General features: G+C 75.4%; 16 protein-coding genes. 5 read left to right on the top strand and 11 right to left on the bottom strand.

Translation table 11 applies throughout. The features are described 5' to 3' along the window. Positions 1–2: 2 nt before the first annotated feature. From BLU55_RS07725 to BLU55_RS07710, 4 genes are read right to left on the bottom strand one after another with little or no spacing between them, the layout of a single operon-like run. Positions 3–860: a glycosyltransferase family 2 protein gene (locus tag BLU55_RS07725; RefSeq protein WP_091728016.1), complete on the bottom strand. Its 858-nt coding sequence runs from the start codon at positions 858–860 to the stop codon at positions 3–5. Next, entirely contained in the window at positions 857–1,936 is a 1,080-nt protein-coding gene (locus BLU55_RS07720) for a glycosyltransferase family 28 protein (RefSeq protein WP_091728012.1), read from the bottom strand. Before BLU55_RS07720 ends, BLU55_RS07725 begins: the two co-directional genes overlap by 4 nt. After that, positions 1,933–3,006: a glycosyltransferase gene (locus tag BLU55_RS07715; RefSeq protein WP_091733603.1), complete on the bottom strand. Its 1,074-nt coding sequence runs from the start codon at positions 3,004–3,006 to the stop codon at positions 1,933–1,935. The genes BLU55_RS07720 and BLU55_RS07715 overlap by 4 nt, the downstream gene beginning before the upstream one ends. Then, positions 3,003–4,178 (bottom strand): glycosyltransferase, encoded by a 1,176-nt coding sequence (locus BLU55_RS07710; protein ID WP_091733601.1) that lies wholly within the window; start codon positions 4,176–4,178, stop codon positions 3,003–3,005. The genes BLU55_RS07715 and BLU55_RS07710 overlap by 4 nt, the downstream gene beginning before the upstream one ends. 94 nt (positions 4,179–4,272) lie before the next feature. On the opposite strand from BLU55_RS07710, the gene BLU55_RS07705 reads away from it, so the two are divergent. Beyond that, complete coding sequence (locus tag BLU55_RS07705; RefSeq protein ID WP_091728009.1) at positions 4,273–5,082, top strand: dienelactone hydrolase family protein; 810 nt, start codon at positions 4,273–4,275, stop codon at positions 5,080–5,082. A 57-nt stretch (positions 5,083–5,139) separates the two neighbouring features. On the opposite strand, the gene BLU55_RS07700 is transcribed toward BLU55_RS07705, so the two are convergent. From BLU55_RS07700 to BLU55_RS07670, 7 genes are all read right to left on the bottom strand, one after another. Further along, positions 5,140–5,820, bottom strand: coding sequence for a hypothetical protein (locus tag BLU55_RS07700; protein ID WP_157682785.1), 681 nt, complete (start codon positions 5,818–5,820; stop codon positions 5,140–5,142). Beyond that, a complete protein-coding gene (locus tag BLU55_RS07695) occupies positions 5,817–8,300 on the bottom strand; it encodes a CHAT domain-containing protein (protein ID WP_091728004.1) in 2,484 nt (827 codons plus the stop codon). The genes BLU55_RS07700 and BLU55_RS07695 overlap by 4 nt, the downstream gene beginning before the upstream one ends. Before the next feature lie 4 nt (positions 8,301–8,304). Further along, on the bottom strand, positions 8,305–9,927 hold the full coding sequence (locus BLU55_RS07690; protein WP_091728001.1) for a S8 family peptidase: 1,623 nt from the start codon (positions 9,925–9,927) through the stop codon (positions 8,305–8,307). A 31-nt stretch (positions 9,928–9,958) separates the two neighbouring features. Continuing rightward, entirely contained in the window at positions 9,959–10,444 is a 486-nt protein-coding gene (locus BLU55_RS07685) for a hypothetical protein (protein ID WP_091727998.1), read from the bottom strand. Continuing rightward, the gene (locus tag BLU55_RS07680) at positions 10,441–11,028 is read right to left on the bottom strand and encodes an RNA polymerase sigma factor (protein ID WP_157682784.1); all 588 of its coding nucleotides are present in this window, start codon (positions 11,026–11,028) and stop codon (positions 10,441–10,443) included. Before BLU55_RS07680 ends, BLU55_RS07685 begins: the two co-directional genes overlap by 4 nt. 102 nt (positions 11,029–11,130) lie before the next feature. Further along, the gene (locus BLU55_RS07675) at positions 11,131–12,015 is read right to left on the bottom strand and encodes a crotonase/enoyl-CoA hydratase family protein (protein ID WP_091727996.1); all 885 of its coding nucleotides are present in this window, start codon (positions 12,013–12,015) and stop codon (positions 11,131–11,133) included. A 24-nt stretch (positions 12,016–12,039) separates the two neighbouring features. Beyond that, positions 12,040–13,296: an LCP family protein gene (locus tag BLU55_RS07670; RefSeq protein WP_091727993.1), complete on the bottom strand. Its 1,257-nt coding sequence runs from the start codon at positions 13,294–13,296 to the stop codon at positions 12,040–12,042. Between the two features lie 123 nt (positions 13,297–13,419). Here BLU55_RS07670 and BLU55_RS07665 point away from each other — a divergent pair, with 123 nt between their 5' ends. The 4 genes from BLU55_RS07665 to BLU55_RS07650 all read left to right on the top strand — a co-directional run bounded on the left by BLU55_RS07665 (position 13,420) and on the right by BLU55_RS07650 (position 19,558). After that, positions 13,420–14,889: an LCP family protein gene (locus BLU55_RS07665; RefSeq protein ID WP_091727990.1), complete on the top strand. Its 1,470-nt coding sequence runs from the start codon at positions 13,420–13,422 to the stop codon at positions 14,887–14,889. A 17-nt stretch (positions 14,890–14,906) separates the two neighbouring features. Continuing rightward, a complete protein-coding gene (locus tag BLU55_RS07660) occupies positions 14,907–16,730 on the top strand; it encodes a glycosyltransferase (protein ID WP_091733599.1) in 1,824 nt (607 codons plus the stop codon). An 82-nt stretch (positions 16,731–16,812) separates the two neighbouring features. Next, positions 16,813–18,033 carry a UDP-galactopyranose mutase gene (gene glf, locus BLU55_RS07655; protein WP_091727987.1) on the top strand — a complete coding sequence of 407 codons (1,221 nt, stop codon included), beginning with the start codon at positions 16,813–16,815 and terminating at the stop codon, positions 18,031–18,033. 139 nt (positions 18,034–18,172) lie between these two features. Then, positions 18,173–19,558 (top strand): phospholipase D-like domain-containing protein, encoded by a 1,386-nt coding sequence (locus BLU55_RS07650; protein WP_091727984.1) that lies wholly within the window; start codon positions 18,173–18,175, stop codon positions 19,556–19,558. The last annotated feature ends 70 nt before the right edge of the window (positions 19,559–19,628 follow it).

Below are 19,628 nucleotides of genomic sequence, written 5' to 3'. Positions count from 1 at the left end.
GCCTACGGCGGGGGACCGACACCCGACGCGGGCGCGCGGGCCCAGCCGTCGCCGTCGCGCACCACCAGGCCCTGGGCCTGCATCTCCTCCAGCCAGCCGGTCATCGGCCACCAGCCCCAGCGCCGGGCGAAGACCGCGCCGTTGCGCAGGATGTCGTCGAGGTGCCGCACGGGCGGGCGCTCGACGCGGTGGTGCTGGTGGTAGGCCCGGGCGCCGCCGAGCCAGCCGTGCTCGAGCCCGCGGGCGCACACGAGGAACCCGAAGTCGGTGTCCTCGCCGCCGTAGCCGACGTACTCCTCGCAGAAGCCACCGACCCGCTCCCAGGCGCGGGCGGACAGCGCGAACGACAGCGACCAGAACAGCTCCGGCGGGGCGCCGAGCACGTGCTGGCCCGGCGGTGGCATCGACCGGGCGGGGTGCGGGGCGTCGAGCTCCCACGGCCGCGCCAGCTGCTCCTCGCCGAGGCCGTCGGGCAGGTAGGTGACCGGCCCGGACCACACCACGTCGGGGTCGTCGACCACCGCCGCGTCGTACGCCGCGACCAGCTCGGGCCCGGCCAGGCAGTCGACGTCGAGGAACACCAGGGTGGTGGCGCCGGCGGCGATCGCCCGCGCCGCGCCGAGGTTGCGGGCCGCGGCCAGCGGCAGGGCGGCGGGGTCGCAGGGCAGGGGGACGACCTCGAGGGCGACCGCGTCGGCCGCGGCGGTCAGCAGCGGCTCGATCTCCTCGTCGTCCATGGCCACGACCACCCACCGGCCCGGGCGCACGGTGCCGGCCGACAGCGAGCGCTGCTGGCGCACGAGGTGCTCGTGGCGACCCCGGACCACGGTGACGACGGCGACCTGCGCTGCGGTGCTCACACCCCGACCTCGCTCCGCTGCGGCGGCACCGCGGGGGCCGTGGTCGGTCGGTCGGGCAGGGCGACCGCGTCGACGACGGTCAGCAGGTGGTCGGCGGCGCCGGGGTCGGTCCAGCCGGCCCAGCGGTCCCCGTCGAGGGCCAGCGCCCGGTCGAGGACGTCGCGGCCCAGGGCCTCCTCGCCGCTGCCGGCGACCACGACCGGCCAGCCACCCTCGGCGAGCACCCGGGCGGTGGTCAGCTGCTCGTCGAACGGACGGGGCGAGGCCACCAGGACGGCCGGGCGCCGCACGGCGGCGACGTCGGCCAGCGAGCCCAGCCCGGCCTGCATCACCACGACGTCGGCGGCGGCCACCAGCTCGGTGGGGTCCTCGACCCAGCGGCCGTGGCCGCCGACGACGGTCCAGGCCAGGTGCGGCAGCCGCTGCTCCAGCTGGTGCTCGTCGAGGGGGGTGAGGGCGGCGCCCCCGCGTCCCTGCAGCACCAGCACCCGGGGGCGCCCGTCCGAGCCGGGCGCGGGGGCAGGCACGGGGGTGCCGGCCAGTCGGGAGATGGCGCCCACGGGCCGGATCCGGGACCGCACGTCGACCGGCAGGCGCGGCGTGAACCCGCCGGCGACGAAGGTCTCGGCGTCGGCCGGCCAGGGCGCGACCAGGGCGGAGGAGGCGCGGTAGCCCGCCAGGTGGGCGGCGTCGTCGCGCTGCCCGGGCTGCACGACGGTCACGACCGGGACGCCGTGCAGCCGCACGAGCAGCGCCACCTCGACCGAGACGTCGACGACCACGGCCCGGGGCCGGGCGGAGGCCAGCCACTCCGACAGCGCGCGGCTGCGGGCCATCAGGCCCTCGTCGCCGCGCGGCACCCAGTGCAGCTGGCCGCCGGCCCGCGGGTCGAGCGCGGCGGTGGGGTCGGTGACGTCCTCGAGCGGGAGCCGCACCCACGCGCCGGGCCAGCCCTCGGGCCGGGGCGCCGACGACAGGCCGGTGGTGGTGCCGCCCTGCCGGGCACGGGCCCGGGCCACCGCGAGCGCGCGGTGCACGTGGCCGCGGCCCTGGTGGTGGACGTAGTAGCCGATCACGCGGCCCCCGGGAGCCCGGCCGCCAGGTGGTAGGCCTGCTCGTAGCGGTCGACCATGACCTCGACGTCGAAGTGGTCCACGGCCCGCCGTCGCGCGGCGTGCCGGTTCAGGGTGCGGGCCTCGCGGATCGCCTCGGCGAGCAGCTCGACGTCGCCGCCGGGTGCGAGCCGGCCGACCTCGGGGGTGAGGATCTCGCGCAGCGCCCCCCGGTCGTACGCCGCCACGGGCGTCCCGCAGGCCAGCGCCTCGGCCGCGACCAGCCCGAACGGCTCGTCCCAGTCGGGCGTCACGACGGCCACGGCGGCGCGGCCGACCAGGTCGCGCAGCTCGGCCGCCGCCAGGTGGCCCAGGTAGCGCACGTCGTCGCCGAGCCGGGGCAGGACCTGCGCCTCGACGTACGCCGGGTCGTGGACCGGGCCCGCGAGGTCGAGCGGGACGCCGGCCCGACGGGCTGCGTCGATGGCCTCGTGGGGTGCCTTCTCGGCCACCAGGCGGCCCGACCACACGGCGCGGTCGCCGCCCGGGCCCGGGCGCCAGGTCGTGGTGTCGATGCCGTTGTGGATGGTCTGCGCGCGGACCACGTGTCCCCAGGAGCCGGCCAGGTGGTCGCTGACGGCCACGAACTGCGCGTCGGGGGCGGCGAACGCCGCCGCCGACTCCAGCCACGCGATGGGCGGGGTGTGCAGCGTGGTGAGCACCGGCGCGGGCAGCGAGCGGCTCATCGCGACGGGCAGGTGGTGCAGGCTGTTGTTGTGGATCACGTCGACGTGCCCGTGGCGGCCCGAGGCGAGCCCGAGCATGAGGTCGAGGTAGGCGTGGTGCTCCTGCATCCACTGCTCCGGACGGCTCCCGACGTCGGCGCGGGCGGCGGGACTGCTGTCGAAGCGGGCCACCTCCAGCGCGGTGACGTCGAGCCGCGGGTCGCTGCCCGCGCCGGCGAAGACGCTCACGCGGTGGCCTCGGCGCAGCAGGGCGGTGGCCAGGGCGTGGGTGTGGGCCTCCAGGCCGCCCATGAACGGCTCGGCGACGGGGAAGCGGGAGGAGGCGACGAGGCAGACGTGCAGGCTCATCGGGCGCCCCGCCGTCCCGGGCACGCCTCCAGGGCCTGCTCGTAGATGCGGCGGTGGGCGGCGGCGACCTCGGCCCGCTGGGAGCGGCGCACGGCCACGGGCAGCGGCGCGACAGGGCCGGCCGCGTGGGCGGCGTGCACGGCCGCGCGCAGGGTGTCGGCGTCGAAGCGGTCCTCGTCCATCCGGAAGGAGTGGACCGGACCCTGGTCGGCGTAGTGCCCGCAGGTCGGCGCCGCCACGGCCGTGCCGAGGTCGCGGCACGCCTCGAGCCAGCCCGAGTGGGTGCCGAAGCGGTAGGGCAGCACCGACAGGTCGAGGTCGGCGAGGTAGTCCCACAGCTCGGCGTCGGTGAAGTAGTCGTGCACGTGGAGCTCCAGCGCGCCCTCCCCGGCGTACGTCGCCAGCTGCTGCGCGAGCGCGGCGTCGTGGCGGGGGCCGCCGGCCTCGAGCACGTCGCGGTGCCCGTCGACGCGCAGCACGGCGTCGGGCAGGGCGGCGACCGCCTCCACCAGCGTCGGCAGCACGGCGGCGGGGTCGAGGCTGGCGCGCAGGCTCTTCAGGTGCAGCCCCACCCGGAACCGGCCGTCGTCGTGCTGCGGGGCGGCGGCACGGCGCTCGAGCTCGTCGAGCTCCACCACGTGCGGGTGCGGCACCACGAGGGGACGTCGGCCGTAGCGGCGCTCCACCTCGTCGGCGGCGCCCTCGGTGAGGGTGATCGAGGCGTCCGCGCGCCGCAGCAGCACGGCGAGCTGCGCGTCGTGCAGCGAGCGCTCGGTGTGGTGCGGGTTGCGCAGGTCGTGGACGGTGTGGACCAGGGCCCGTCCGGTGCGGTGGACGGCGTCGCACACCGCCTCGAGCCGCTCGGGCTCCCAGGCGTCGAAGCCGAACTGCACGTGCAGGACGTCGAACTCGGCCTGCTCGACCCACTCCGGGGAGAGCATCACCGGGGGCCACCAGCGCTGCTGGGTCGACCGGGTGGGGTCGTCGGGGTCCGGGTCGGCGAGGCGCACCACGCCGTCGGGACGGGACTCCGGGGCGAGGTGGCGCACGTACACGTGGGCGGCAGGGACCGAGGCGACGACGATGGTCGACGGCTCCGGCCTCGTCGGGGCACCGACCTGCTGCGCCGGGATCACGGCAGTCGCAGGGGGTGCGGGCAGGGCGGTGGGCATGCTCGCGCTGTACCCGACCACGTCCGGCTCTACCGGCCTCGAAAGGGTGAAAGCAGCCACCTCGACGGTTGCCGCCGACCACTAGCCTCGCGCCATGACCCCCCTCGCCGGTGACACCGCCGTCCGCCTCGTCGAGATCCCCACCGCGGCCGGACCGGTGGAGGCGTTCGTCGCGCGTCCCGAGGACGACGGTGACGCCGCCGACGGAGCGGGCGGCAGCTCCCGCCGGGTGCTGCGGCCCGGCGTGCTGTTCCTCATGGACGCCATCGGGCTGCGCCCGCAGCTGGCCCGGATGGCCCAGCGCGTCGCCGACCACGGCTTCGTGGTCCTGGTGCCCCACGTCCTGCACCGGGAGGGGCCGGCGGCCGACCTCGCGCCCCGGGACGACCTGCGCGAGCCCGCTGCGCGCCAGGCCTTCTTCGCCGAGGCGATGCCGCGGGTGGGCCGGCTGACCGCCGACCTGGCCGAGGCCGACCTCCTCGACTACCTCGCCGCGCTGCGCGGCCTCGACGGCGTCGGCCCGGGCGAGGTCGGGGTCACCGGCTACTGCATGGGCGTGCGGCTGGCCCTGCGGGCCGCGGGCCTCGACCCCCAGGTGGTCGCCGTGGGCGGCTTCCACGGCGGCGGCCTGGTCACCGACGAGCCCGACAGCCCCCACCTCGCCCTGGCCAGCGCCCGGGCCGAGGTGGTCCTCGGCCACGCCGACCAGGACGCCTCGATGCCGCCCGAGGCCGTCGCCCGGCTGGGCGAGGCCCTCGACGCGGCCGGGCTGCGGGGCAGCAACGAGGTGTACGCCGGGGCGGCCCACGGCTACACCATGGCCGACACCTCGATGTACGACCACGACGCCGCGGAGCGCCACTTCACCGAGCTGCTGGCGCTGCTCGACCGCCGGCTGGGCTAGGCGCCGACCACCCCGCCGGACCGGAGCGCCCCGACCGCGCCGGCCGGCCCGGCACGGTCACCCGAGGCCGGTGGGCAGGCGGCCGGTGCGGCGCACGACGTCCAGCGCGGCAGGACGGTAGGCGTCGGGGTCCAGCACGACCGTCCACTCGTGGGTCTGCCGGCCGGTGGAGGAGACCACGCCGGTCACCTCCACGACCAGGCCGCTGGGGGACACCGCCGCGCCGATGAGCTGGCGCGCCGAGGCGTCGCGGCTGTTGACCACCGTCTCGGACCAGCCGCCGACGTCCTCGCGCCGCAGCCCCCAGGTGCGCACCGCCGCGAGCAGCGCGGCCGTCGCGGCGGCGCGGGTGGGGCTGCGCTCGGTCCACCGCACCGCCGCCGCCCGGTCGGCCTCGCCCACGAAGCTCACCTCCAGCCCGGTCGCCGGCACGGTGGTGGTGCCGTCGGGGCCGACCAGGGCCAGGCGGACGGGACGTCCGTCGGTGGTCCGCGCGCGGGGCCGGGCCGGCAGGTCGGGGTCGAGCCCGGTCTGCTCGCGGGTCAGGCGCAGCCGGCTCAGGTCGAGGCGGGCCGCGTGCGTGCGCTCCGCGTGCGCGATCCCCGCCTCGGTCAGCAGGGTGCCGCCCCGGTCGTCGGTCACCGGCTCGGGGCCGCCGCAGCCCGCTGCCAGGAGCGCCAGGAGCGCCGCGAGCAGCAGCCCCACCGCGAGCGGTGAGCGCGGAGACCGTCGCCTCACCAGCCGCCGCCGAAGCAGAGCAGCGGTGCCCACCCGAGGTCCGGCCCGGCGGTGACCTCGGCGAGGGCGTCGGCGGGGGCCGTGCCGCCGGCGACCAGGGCGTGCCAGCGGGCGAAGGCCTCGCACGCCACGTCGTCGGCCACCACGACGGGGGAGGAGACGACCGTGCGGGCCCCGGCGTGCAGCCAGCCGGCCGACATCCCCACCGACTCCTCGCCGGAGCGCAGCGTCGTGGCGCCCAGCTCGCAGGCCGAGAGCACGACCGTCGCGGGGACCCGGCGCAGCTGCTCCACGTCGTGGCCGAACCAGGGGCCGTCGACCAGCCCGAGCCCGGAGAACAGGGGGTTCTGCTCCGCGTGGTGGCCGTGACCGGCCAGGTGGAGCAGGTCGCCGCCCTCGGCGGCCGCCGCGACCGCCCGGGTGGTCGCGTCGGCCCCGCAGAGCACCTGCGGCTCGGGTGCTCCCGCAGTCCGCCAGGCCGAGGCCGCCCGGGTGACCTCCTCCTCGGCCCGCGCGACGCCCGGCCCGGCCACCAGCACCACGCGACCGGGGTCCGAGGCCGACCGGGCCCCGCGCAGCTGCAGCCAGCGGGTGGCCGAGGGGGGCACCGTCAGCGGGCGCCCGCGCAGCCCGGGCAGCAGCGACCACGGCGTGCCGGCGAGGGCACCCGACGGGGTCAGCACCACCCGGTGGCCGTCGAGCAGGTCGAGCACCGGGTCGACCAGCGCCCGCGCGACCTGGGCGAGCCGGGCGGCGACGGTCGCGTCCAGCACCGCGGCGAGCGGGCCGTCGCGGTGCCCGGCGGCCATGTGCAGGTCGCTGGCCAGGCCGTCGAGCAGGTCCCGCAGCGGGCCCACCGGCCCGAGCGGCCGGACCTCGTCGCGACGGCCCCCGACCGCCAGCGCGTGCATCGACCCGTCGACCACGACCGGGGCCAGCAGCACGGCGTCGTCCTCGGCCAGCGCAGCGCGGAGCTCCTCGCGCGAGGCGGGGTCGCCGGCGCGGACGCCCGGACCGTCGGCGTACCACCGCCGCTCGCGGACGCGTCGCCGCAGCTCCTCGGCCCGCGGACCCGGTGACGGGGGGCCGGCGAGCAGCAGCCGGAGCTCGGCGAGGTCGCGCGCGACCTGGTCGTCGGCGGGCGGCCGCACCGAGGGCACCCGCGAGACCAGGGCCCGCGCCCGCTCCGACCACTCGAGCAGGGCGGCCGGGTCCGGGTCGGTCACCGCCTGCCGCAGGCCCAGGACGGCCAGGTCGCGGCCGTGGCCGACCAGGGTGCTCTGCAGGTCCAGGCTGCCGAACGACGACTGCCAGCCGTGCAGCTCGTCCAGCCCGCGCCGGACGTGGGTCGCGGCGCGGCGGCGGTCACCCCGGGCGGCGGCAAGCTCGGCGGCGACCTCGCGCCCCAGCAGTCGGGTGGTCAGCGGCGTCGAGGCCCGCGGGCGGACCCGCTCGAGCCGGGTCCGTGCGCCGGCGAGGTCGCCGCGGCGCACGCAGACGCGGGCGGCGAGCAGCCGGAGCAGCTGGACGTCCTGGCGCAGGCCGTGGCGGTCGAGCCCCTCCGCCAGCTCGTCGCAGCGCTCCAGCACGGCGGCGGAGCGGGCGCCGAGCGCCACCTCCGCGGCCAGCACCACCACGTCGGCGGCCAGCGCCCGCGGCTCGCCGGAGTGCCCCCGGAACCGGCGTGCGGCCCGGCGGGCGACCACGCGGGCGGCGGCGGGGTCCTCGCGCAGCAGCGTGCGGCCCAGCGTCAGCTCGCACTCGGCCTGCGAGAGCCGCAGCCCGCGGGCGCCGTAGCTGCTCGCGGCCCGCCGCAGCGCCACCGCGGCCTCCCGGGGACGCCCGGCGGCGGTGAGCACGGCGGCTCGGTCCTGGGCGACGGTGGCGCGGTGCACCGCGGACAGCGGCTGCAGCACCGGCGCGGCGCCGTCGATGAGCCGCAGCGCCCCGACGAGGTCCCCGGCCAGCAGCCGGGTGCAGCCCAGGTTGTGCTCGAGCATCGCCCGGTCGACGGGGTCGCCGTCCTCGGCGGTCTCGGCCAGCGCCTGCTCGAAGTCGGCCAGGGCGGGGGGCACCTGCCCGGTCTGCAGGAAGACGTTGCCGCGGTTGAGGCGCACGGTGGCCCGCTCGGGGTGGTCGGCCGGCAGCGCGTCGAGCGCGGACCGGAAGGCCGCGAGCGCGTCCGGGACCGCCCCCACCCGCATCCGCAGCAGCGCCAGCTGGCCCCAGGCCAGGCCCCGGGTGACGGCGGCCAGGTCGGCGCGGTCGAGCACCGCGCGGCACCGGCGCTCGCCCTCGGCCACGTCGCCGGCCTCGGCGCAGCGGTAGGCGCGGGTCAGCTCGACGCGGGCCAGCAGGTCGTCGTGACCGGTCCGCCGGGCCTGGGCCTCGGCGCGGTCGAGCAGCGCCCCGGCGCGGTCCGAGGCGCCCGCGAGCAGCGCCGACTTGGCACGCTCGTGGAGCTGCTCGCCACCCCGCATGGCCTCATTGTGGGCCCGACGGCTCCCGGGGGACCAGGTCGGTGAGCCGTTCCAGGGCCGTCCAGGCGCGCGCACAGGCGTCGGCGCGCCCGTCGTGGTCGGGCGAGACGTGGTCGAGCAGCTCGGCGGCCAGCCGGCCCGCGAGCAGCGGCGCGGCGAAGGAGGTGCCGCTCCACAGCGCGAAGCCGCCGGTGAAGTCGTCGGGGTCGATCGCCTCCCGGACCCGCTGGTAGGCCTCCGTGCGCGCGCCGGGCTCCAGGCCGCCCTGGAACGGCGGCACCGTGCTGAGGACCGCCGCCCCCGGCGCCCAGGCACGCACCCAGGGGCCGGCGTTGCTGAACAGCGCGTCGGTGCCGTTGGGGTTCAGGGCGCCGACCGAGACCACCGGCACCCGCTGCGGGGACGCCGCGGCGCCGCCGCCGTCGGCCCACGGGGCGAAGGCCGCGGGGAACATCGGGCGACCGGTGGCGTCGTTGCCGGCGGAGCAGACGACCACCACCCCGCAGTCGCCGAGGTCGTCGAGGATCTCCTGCATCGTCGGGTCGAAGAGCGCGTCCTCCGGGGTCTCGTGGTAGTAGCCGAGGGAGAGGCTGAGCACGTCCAGCGGGTGGCCGCCCTCCTGCCCGTCGCGGTGCCGCCGGGCCAGGTCGCGGATCCTCGACAGCGCGGTGACCAGGTCGCTCTCGAGCACCGGCCCGTCGGAGCCCACGATGCGCCAGGCCACGATGTCGGCGTCCGGGCAGGCCTGGTGGACCAGCCCCGCGATGAAGGTGCCGTGGCCGGCGAGGGGGTCGATGGCGCCGTCGAGGGGTCCGACCTGGTCGAACCAGGTCTCGGGGTCGCTGGCCGGATCGGTGTAGCCGATCGCGAGGTCGTCGAGCGCAGGACCGGGGGAGACGGCCTCGACCAGCCAGTCGTGGCGCCCGCAGCCGCTGTCGAGGACGCCGACGACCGGGCGCCGGCCCTCCAGCTCGTCGTCGGTGTGGCGCACGGGCGCGGGGCCGACGTACGCCACGGGCTGGCGACCGCCGCTGCCCGCGCGGCCGTAGGAGGCGACCACGTCGGACTCGTCGACGCCGTGCGGCTTGTGGAAGGGGTGGGGCTTGTGGAACGGCGTGGGGTCGAGGTCGCGCACCAGCACCACGTGGTCCAGGCCCACCCGGCGCATCGCCTCGGGGGAGGTGGTCGCCCGGGCGTTCTGCAGCAGCACCCAGCCGTCCGGGGCCAGGGCGGCCACCGAGTCGCGGACGGTCAGCTCGAGCCGCACCACGCCGCGGCCGGGCTCGGGCGAGCCCTCCACGTCCGCGTCGTCGGGGTGCAGCCGCGCGTCCCAGCCCAGCGTGGCGGCCACCTCCCGCAGCTGCCGCACGGTCTCGGCGAGCGCGGGCGTGCGGGAGACCAGCAGCCGCGGCCCGACGTACGCCGTGCTGCGCGGCCGGACCCCCGCGACCGCCAGCGCCGTGCCGGGGTCCAGCACCCGTCCCGAGACCTGGTCGAGCACCGGCCGGGGCGGCACGAAGGGCTCCCGCGTCGCCGAGAGCGCCGACTGCCGCCGGGCGGCCGGGACGCCGGGAGGGCCGGCGTCGGTGGCGCCGGCGGAGGACGTCGGGGGTGGTTCAGCGGTCATGGTCGGCCTCCGGTCACGGTGCTCTCGGTGCTCACGGGATCCAGAACGTCGGGGTGGCGCGGGTGCGGCCGTCCTCGCCGAGCAGCACCAGCCGCGCCGCGCCGTGCGGCGCCGCCGCCAGCTCGAGGCGGCCGTGCTCGTCGGCGCGCAGGGCCACCGGGTCGGCGCCCTCGACCTCGAGGCGGGCCTCGGCGCCGGCGCCGGGCACCAGCCACCCGTCGAGGCGGGTGCGCTCCTCGATGCGCACCAGGCGCAGGTAGACGCGGACGTCGGGACCGGCGTACTCCAGGGTCCAGGAGCCCTCCTCGCCCGGCTCGTCGCCGCCGCGGCGCACGCCGGAGAGCGCGTCGGTCTCCACCAGGGTGAGCAGCTCGACGTCGAGGTCCTCGGCCGCCAGCCGGGCCAGCACGCCGGAGGCGAGGTCGGCGGGCGGCGGGTCGAGCGCTGCCCACAGCCGCGCGACCGCGGCCAGCAGCTGCTCGTCGGTCGGCTCCGGGGCCGGGGGCACGGCGCTCATGCGGCACCGCCCGACGTGGCGAGCTCGCGGCGCAGCTTCTCCAGGCAGCGGCCCCGGGTGGGGCCGATGCTGCCCACGGGCATGCCGAGCTGGGCCGACACCACGGAGTAGTCGGGTCGCGACTCGGCCGCCACGATGCGCAGCAGCCGCTGGCACCGCTCGGGCAGCCGGCCCACGGCCGACCACAGCCGGGCGTTCTCGTCGTCGAGGACCACCTGCTGCTCGGGCGCCGGGCTGTCGGGCAGCCGGCGGGCGATGTCCTCGTCCTCGACGGGGCGCTGGCGACCCGCGGCGCGGCCCACCTTCCACGCCTCGCGCCGGGCGGTCGTGCACAGCCACCCGGCGACGGCGCGGGGCTCGCTGATGGCGCTCCCGGAGCGGACCAGCGTCAGCCAGGTCGACTGCACGACGTCCTCGGCCGCGTTGCGCTCCAGCCCGCTGCCGCGCACCACCTGCCACAGCACCGGGCTGAGCAGCCGCACCAGCCCGTCGAGGGCCGCGGGGTCCTGGCCGTCGCGCCAGGAGACGAAGAGAGCGGCGGAGCGCTCCCACACCGTCTGCTCGTCGGTGGGTACCTCGGACATCGTCTGCACACCCTTCCGGAGGCGCCACGGGGGCACCTGATACCAGTCGGGCACGATCCTGCCCCCGTCGGCACCTGCCAGGCGAGGGTGGAGACGACCGGTCTACCCGAAGACGTCGGGCAGCTCGCTGGCGCGGCCGGCGAACCGGGGCGTGCGCTTCTCGCGGAAGGCCGCCACGCCCTCCTTGCCGTCGCCGGTGCTGGCGTGGAACATCGCCAGGCTGTCGGCCCGGTGCGCCTCGACGGGGTGGGCCGAGCCCGCGCCGTGCTGGAGCAGCTGCTTGGCCAGCCCCAGGGCCACGGGGGAGCGGTCGACGACGAAGGAGCGCGCCAGCTCCTGGGCGGCGTCGAGCAGGTCCTCGGGCTCGTGGACCGAGCGCAGGAGCCGGCCGGCCAGCGCCTGCTCGGCGGTGAGGACGTCGGCGGCGTACACCCACTCGAGGGCCTGCTGCAGGCCCACGAGCCGCGGCAGGAACCACGACGACGTCGCCTCCGGCACGATGCCGAGGCGACCGAAGACGAAGCCGATCCGGGCCCGGGTCGAGGCCATCCGGATGTCCATGGCCAGCGTCATGGTCGCGCCGATCCCCACCGCCGCGCCGTTGATCGCGGCGATCACCGGCTTGGGCAGGGCGTGGATCGCCAGGGCGACCTTGCCGCCGGTGTCGCGCACGCCCGACTGGTAGGGCTCCTCGGTGAGGTGCTCGCGCAGGTCCTCGGGCGTGGGGGACAGCGACTCGTCCAGCCCGAAGACGTTGCCCTCGGCCGAGAGGTCCATGCCGGCGCAGAACGCCCGGCCGGCGCCGGTCACCACGACCGCCCGGACGGCGTCGTCCATCGCGGTGACGGTGAAGACGTGCTCGAGCTCGCGCGCCATGGTGACGGTGAAGGAGTTGAGGGCGTCGGGCCGGTCGAGGACCAGGGTGGCCACACCGACCTCGTCGACGGTCCAGGACAGGGTCTCGAACTCGCGTGCGGGCTCGCTCATGGGCGGGGTGGCTCCTCGGGGGTCTCAGTTGGTGCCGGGCAGGCCGGTGGGCGTGCACAGCCGCTTCGGGATGTCGCCGGTGCGGTCCTGCTTGACGTACGCGAGCAGGGCCAGGGCCCGTTCGGAGTCCCAGTTGACCTCCTGGTCGGCGATCGGCATGCCGCAGGTCAGACCGGTGGTGCCGTTGACGCGGGTCATCGCCAGGCCGAACTTCGCGAGCGCGACCGGTCCGGTGCCCTCGCTGATGCGCAGGGACGAGGTGGCCGCCTGGTTGACGCGGAAGTAGCGCCACGGGTTGATGAAGGTCCAGGGCGACTTCACCTCGGCGCCGATGGCGCTGACGACCTCGCGCTGGCGACGCGCGCGGTCGAGGTCGCCGAGCGCGCTGACGTAGCGGGAGCGGGAGTAGCCCAGCGCCTTGACGCCGTCCACCTCCTGGCAGCCCTTGCTGATGCGCAGGTTGGCCTTGGGGTCGACCATCCGCTCGCGGGGGCAGACCGTGATGCCGCCGACGGCGTCGACGGCGTTGACGAAGCCGCCGAACCCGATCTCGACGTAGTCGTCGACGCGGACCCCGGTGTTCTGCTCGATCGTCTGCACCAGCAGCTTCGGGCCGCCGGCCGCGAAGGCCGAGTTGATCTTGGTGCGGCCGCGGCCCGGCACCTCGACCAGGGAGTCGCGCGGGATCGACAGCAGCATGCTCGGCCCGGACCCGGTGTGCAGCAGCATGATCGTGTCGGTGCGCTGCCCGATGTCCTCGCCCACGCCGCCGGTGCCCAGGCGCTTGTTCTCGGCGGGGCTCAGGCCCTTGCGGCTGTCCGAGCCCACCAGCAGGTAGGTCGTGCCCGGCTGCTCGGCCGGCCGCTCGCCGGCCGGGGTGATGTCGACCTTGTCGATGCGCCCGACGGCCCAGATCGGCACGGCCACCAGGAAGACCAGCCAGGCCAGCACGACCAGGGCGAGGATCCTGCCGACCGGCCGCCGTCGGCGGGGACGCCGGGCCGCGGGGGCGGGCCGGGGCACGACCGGGGGCGGCGGCTGCTGCTGCCGGGACGTGGCCGGGGGCGGCGGCTCCTGGCGGGGCCGGCCGAGGCCGTCCTGGGTCGGCTGCTCCCCGACGGGCCGACCGGTGCGGCGGTCGAGCCGGGGCAGCATCCGGGTCGGCTCGGGGTCGTCGGCCCCGGGTCGGCGGTCCTGGCCGCCGTACAACCAGCTGTACTGCGAGTCGTCCTCACCGGGGTCACCCGGTCCTCGACCGCGTCCGTTCCCCGTGGCAGGCATGGCGCGACGCTACCGCCCGCACCCGCGCCGCGGTGCCCGGCGTGCCGTGCCGGGGAGGGCCGCGTCCGCTGGTGATACTGGTCCGCACCCTCCACCGACCACGGAGACGGAGACGCCTTCCCCATGGCTCCATTCCCGACCGAGCCCGCACCCGCCACCTCCCGTGGGCCCGGTCAGCGGCCCCACTTCCGGCGCGCGCTGGTGCTGATGCTCATGACGCTCGTGCTCCCGGGGTCGGCCCAGCTGGTCGCCGGCAACAAGCGCACCGGACGGGTCGCGCTGCGCATCTGGGCCGGTCTGTTCGCCACGGCGGCCGTGCTGTTCGTGCTGGGCCTGGTCTTCGACTCCTTCGTCTTCTGGCTGCTCAGCAGCGGCCCGGTGCTCAACCTGCTGCGCTTCGCGCTGATGGCGCTGGCCATCGGCTGGGCGTTCCTGCTCGTCGACGCCTGGCGCCTGGGCAACCCCCTGGCGCTGCGCCGCAAGCAGCGGCTGGCCATGGTCGGCGTCAACGGGGTGCTCTGCTTCACCGTCGCCGGCTCGCTGCTGTTCGCCTCCCACGTGGTGAGCGTGCAGAAGGACTTCCTCTCCGCGATGTTCGCCGACGGCACCGCGGTCGGGGCCCACGACGGCCGCTTCAACGTGCTGCTGCTCGGCGGCGACTCCGGCTCCGACCGGTGGGGGATGCGGCCCGACTCGATCTCGGTCGCGAGCATCGACGCCGAGACCGGCCAGACGACGCTGCTGGGCCTGCCGCGCAACATGCTCAACTTCCCGTTCCCCGAGGGCTCGGTGATGCACGAGCAGTTCCCCGACGGCTACACCTGCGGCACCGAGTGCGAGCTGAACTCCCTGGCGACCTGGGCCGCGGACCACGAGCACCTGTTCGCCGGGTACGACGACCCGGGGGTCGAGGCCACCAAGGAGGGCGTCGAGGGCATCACGGGGCTGAAGATCAACTACTACGCCATGGTCAACCTGCAGGGCTTCCAGAACCTCGTCGACGCCGTCGGCGGGGTCGAGCTGACGGTGCGCGACCGGATCCCGATCGGTGGCATCGGCGCCCCGATCTCGGGCTACATCGAGCCCGGCACCCGGACGCTCGACGGCTTCCAGACGCTGTGGTTCGCCCGCTCCCGCGTGGCCGCCGACGACTACTCGCGGATGGCGCGCCAGAAGTGCGTCATGAACGCCATGCTCCACCAGCTCTCGCCGCGGACCGTGGTGATGAACTTCGAGAAGATCGCCAAGGCCAGCGAGTCGCTCATCACCACCGACATCCCCCAGGGCGAGGTCGACCGGTTCATGAAGCTGGCGCTCGAGGCACGCAGCCAGCCCGTGCGCACCCTGTCGTTCGTGCCGCCGATGATCTCCACGAGCAACCCCGACATCGACAAGATCCACGCGGCCGTGGAGAAGGCACTGGCCCCGCCCGCGGAGAAGAAGGCCGCCGAGGCCCCCTCGTCCGGGTCGTCCACCGGCTCCTCGACCGGCACCGCGCCGACCCCCGCCCCCAGCACGACGGGGGGCTCGATCGGCAACATGCGCGACGGCTACGGCGCCAACCAGGCCGAGGACCTCTCCTCGGCCTGCTGAGCCGTAGGGTGCCGCACGTGCCAGACGACGACCTCGCCCCCGCCCCTGCCCGGGTGGTGGCGGTGGTGGTCACCTGGAACCGCCGCGAGCTGCTGGCCGAGTCCCTGGCCGCCGTCCAGGCCCAGACCCACGCCCCGGTCGCCGTGGTGGTCGTCGACAACGCCTCCACCGACGGCACCGGCGAGGTGCTGGCCGGTCGGGACGACCTCGACGTGGTCCACCTCCAGCGCAACACCGGGGGAGCGGGCGGCTTCGCCGCGGGCGTCGCGCAGGCGCTGACCCACGACCCCCACCTGGTGTGGCTGCTCGACGACGACACGGTGCCGACGCCCGAGGCCCTCGCGGAGCTGGTCCGGGTGTGGCGCGAGCACGACCCGGGCGCGCCGCGTCCGGCCGTGCTCGCGAGCCGGGTGGTGTGGACCGACGGGCGCGACCACCCGATGAACACGCCCCGCCCGCGCCCGGGCACCACCGAGGCCGAGCGCCGGAGGGCGGCCGCGGTCGGTGCGGTGCCGGTGCGCTCGGCGAGCTTCGTCTCGCTGCTGTGCGACGCCGAGGTGGTCCGCGAGCGCGGCCTGCCGCTGGCCGACTACTTCCTGTGGAACGACGACTTCGAGTACTCCACGCGCCTGGTGCGCGACCGGGTCGGCCTCTACTGCCCGCGCAGCGTCGTGGTGCACAAGACCAAGGTGTTCGGCTCGACCGACGCCGATCCGGGCGAGCGGTTCTACTTCGAGGTCCGCAACAAGGTGTGGCTGTTCACGCGCGCGGAGGGCCTCGCCCCGTCCGAGAAGGTGCTGTACGCCGCGTCCACCGCCCGGCGCTGGGCCCGCACCGTGCGGCGCAGCCGGCAGCGGCCGGTGCTGCGCCGCGCCCTGGCCCGGGGCCTGCGCGACGGCCTGCGCACCGCGCCGCGGCCGACGGCCAGTGTGCTCCACGAGGCCGGCTGGGTGGCCCCCGGCGACGTCGCGCCCGACAGCTGGGACACCGGCGAGCTGGCCCCCGGGCAGCCGTTCGCGCTGCTGCTCTCGACGTACGGCGGCGACCGGCCCGACTACCTGCGGCTGGCCTTCGAGAGCTCGGTCCACGACCAGACCCGTCGACCCGCCCAGGTGGTGCTGGTCCAGGACGGACCGGTGCCGCCCGAGCTCGCCGAGGAGATCGCCCACCTGGTGGCCACCAGCCCGGTGCCGGTCACCCACGTCGACCTCTCGGACAACATCGGCCTGGGGCCGGCCCTCGACGCCGGGCTGCGGGCCAGCGAGCACGAGGTCGTGGCCCGGATGGACGCCGACGACGTGAGCGCGCCCGACCGCTTCGAGCGCCAGCTGCCCCTCATCGAGGCCGGGGCCGACATCGTCGGGTCGGGCCTGTGGGAGTTCGGGGCCGACCCGAGCGACACGGTGGGCCGGCGCACGCCCCCCACCGACCCCGACGAGATCCGGCGCGTCATCACCTTCCGCGACCCCTTCAACCACCCCACGGTCGTCTACCGCCGCAGCGCGGTGCTCGCGGTCGGCGGCTACACCGACATGGCGCTGATGGAGGACTACCTGCTCTTCACGCGGATGCTCGAGGCGGGGGCGGTGCCGGGCAACCTGGCCGAGCCGCTGGTCCACTACCGCGTCGGGGCCGGTGCCTACGCCCGGCGCGGCGGCATGGCGCTGCTGCGCTCGGAGCTGGCCCTGCAGCGGCGCTTCCGCGAGCTCGGCCTGACCACGCGCACCCAGATGGTCCGCAACGTCGCGGTGCGGGGCGGCTACCGGTTGGTCCCCGAGTCCGTGAGAAAGGCCGCCTACCGCCGCCTGTTGGCCAACCGGACCGGCCGCGCGCGTCGCTAGACTGCTCGCGCTCCGGGGACCCCGGGAGCAGGTCCCCGGTTCGAGGAGAGCGTTGCAGTTGAGTGACCAGTCGAGTGCCCAGGTGAGTGCCCAGGCGAGCGCCCAGGCGAGTGCCGAGTCCACCCCCGACCTGGTCGTCGTCGGCTCCGGCTTCTTCGGCCTCACCGTCGCCGAGCGCTGCGCCGAGGAGCTCGGGCTGAAGGTGCTGGTGCTCGAACGCCGCCACCACCTGGGTGGCAACGCCTACTCCGAGTTCGACGAGGAGACCGGCATCGAGGTGCACCAGTACGGCACCCACCTGTTCCACACCTCCAACAAGCGGGTGTGGGAGTACGTCAACCGGTTCACGTCCTTCACCAACTACCAGCACCGGGTGTTCGCGAAGTACCAGGGGCAGGTCTACTCCTTCCCGATGAACCTCGGGCTGATCAACCAGTTCTTCGGCCGCAGCCACACCCCCGACGAGGCCCGCGCGCTGATCGCCGAGCAGGCGAGCGAGATCGACACCGCCGAGGCCACCAACCTCGAGGAGAAGGCGATCAGCCTCATCGGCCGCCCGCTCTACGAGGCCTTCGTGAAGGGCTACACCGCCAAGCAGTGGCAGACCGACCCCCGGGAGCTCAGCGCCGACATCATCACGCGCCTCCCGGTCCGCTACACCTTCGACAACCGCTACTTCAACGACGACTTCGAGGGCCTGCCCGTCGACGGCTACACCGCCTGGCTGGAGCGGATGGCCGACCACGACAACATCGAGGTCGTCCTGGAGACCGACTTCCTCGACCCCGGGCAGGGGTGGCTGGAGCGGTTCAAGGGCAAGGTGCCGATCGTCTACACCGGACCCGTCGACGAGTACTTCGGCAGTTCCGAGGGCCGGCTGTCGTGGCGCACCATCGACCTCGAGGCCGAGACCGTGGACGTCGACGACTACCAGGGCACGGGCGTGGTCAACGCCAACGACGAGGACCTGCCCTACACGCGCACCCTGGAGTTCAAGCACCTCCACCCCGAGCGCACCTACCTGCCCGGCAAGACGATCGTGGTCCACGAGTACTCCCGCTTCGCCGAGGAGGGTGACGAGCCCTACTACCCGGTGAACACCGCCGAGGACCGCGAGAAGCTGCTGCGCTACCGCGAGCTGGCCAAGGCCGAGCCGATGGTGCTGTTCGGCGGCCGACTGGGGACCTACAAGTACCTCGACATGCACATGGCGATCGGCGCCGCGCTGTCGATGTTCGACAACAAGATCAGGCCGCACTTCGCCGACGGGGCAGAGTTCGCGAGCGGCGGCGTCGCCGACTGAGGCCCACCGGCGGCTCCGCCGGGCGACCGCTGCGGCCGTGGACGACTCGTCCCACGTGCCACACCAGGCGCCGCGCGTCACCTACACTCCGCCTCGGGGGGTCTGGTCTCGGGCCCACGCAGTCCTGACTTGGAGAACCGTGAAGAAGACCGTCCTGCTCCTGATGATGCTCGTCCTGGCCGCGGCGGGCCTGCAGCCGACCGCCGCCCAGGCGGCGTGGTCGCCGCCCAACGGCGGCGTGTTCAACGTGCCCGACCCGTTCGGGTCGCGGACCCAGAACCTCGCGATCATCGGCAAGATCGAGGCCGCGATCCAGAACGTCAAGCCCGTCGCCGGGCAGCCGCGGCCGCAGATCCTCATCTCCACCTACTTCCTCGACCGCAAGATCAGCTCCGCCGCCCTCATCGCGGCCTGCCAGCGCGGCGTCTCGGTGCGGGTGGTGCTCGACGGCAAGATCGAGGACGCGCCGGCCCTCAACCTGGTCAAGGCGCTCAACGCCGACAACGTCCCCGACGCCAACGAGGACGGCGTGCCCGACGGTCCGGCCAAGACCGGCCCGTGCAACACCCCGCTGCCGACCCCCACGCCGACCCCCACCCCCACGCCCACGCCGACCCCCGCTCCGGCGCCGGTCGACCCGGGCGCGCGCACGATGACCGAGGAGCAGGCGGCCCGCTCGGCCGCGATGCCGACCGAGGACGCCTTCACCTGGGGCTCCGACGGCAGCTACGTCAAGCAGTGCAAGGGCAGCTGCCGCGGCGGCGGCGGCAGCATGCACGCCAAGTTCTTCCTGTTCTCCCAGACCGGCACGGCCAAGAACGTCGTCATGGTCAGCTCCTCCAACCTCAACGCGGGCGGGGCCAACCGCGGCTGGAACGACATGATCAGCCTCACCGAGCGCCCCAACCTGTTCAACGCCTTCCGCCAGGTGCACCGCGAGATGACCGACGACGTCATGAACACCGGGCAGCGCACCGAGTTCACCGACGGCAACGTGGTGGCGCGCTTCTTCCCGATGCGCAACGCCAACAAGGCCAACGACCCGACCCTGCAGGACCTCAACAAGATCCGCTGCACCAGCGCCTTCGGGGCCACCCAGATCAAGGTCTCGATGTTCTACTGGGCCCAGACCCGCGGCATGTACCTCGCCGACAAGCTGATCGCGCTCGGCCGGGCCGGCTGCAAGGTCTCGGTCATCTACGGTGCCCCCGGCAAGGACGTCCGGGCCAAGCTGGTCGAGGCGGCCAAGGCGCGCCGCATCACCCTCTACGACAGCCGCCAGGGGGCCCTGCCCGACGGCGACTACCAGGTCCGCACCCACGGCAAGTTCTTCACCGTCAAGGGCACCTTCGACGGCAACACCCGTGCCTACCTGACGGTGAGCGGCTCGCAGAACTGGGCGGGCGACTCCATCGCCCTGGGCGACGAGGTCACCATGAACGTCCTCAGCAAGAGCCTGCACGACCAGTACGTCGCCAACTGGGGCAAGATCCGGGCACACTCGTTCGCGGTCCCCAAGCGCTGATCCCGCCAGCGACGCAGCAGCAGACACAGCAGCACCCAGCACGCTCTCTCGGCCTGGCCCCGGTGACGGG

The organism is Nocardioides scoriae (assembly GCF_900104965.1).
In the GTDB taxonomy this organism is placed as follows: Bacteria; Actinomycetota; Actinomycetes; order Propionibacteriales; family Nocardioidaceae; genus Marmoricola; species Marmoricola scoriae.
Note: the sequence above shows the minus strand (reverse complement) of the source record. Positions and strands in the feature narration are given on the sequence as shown.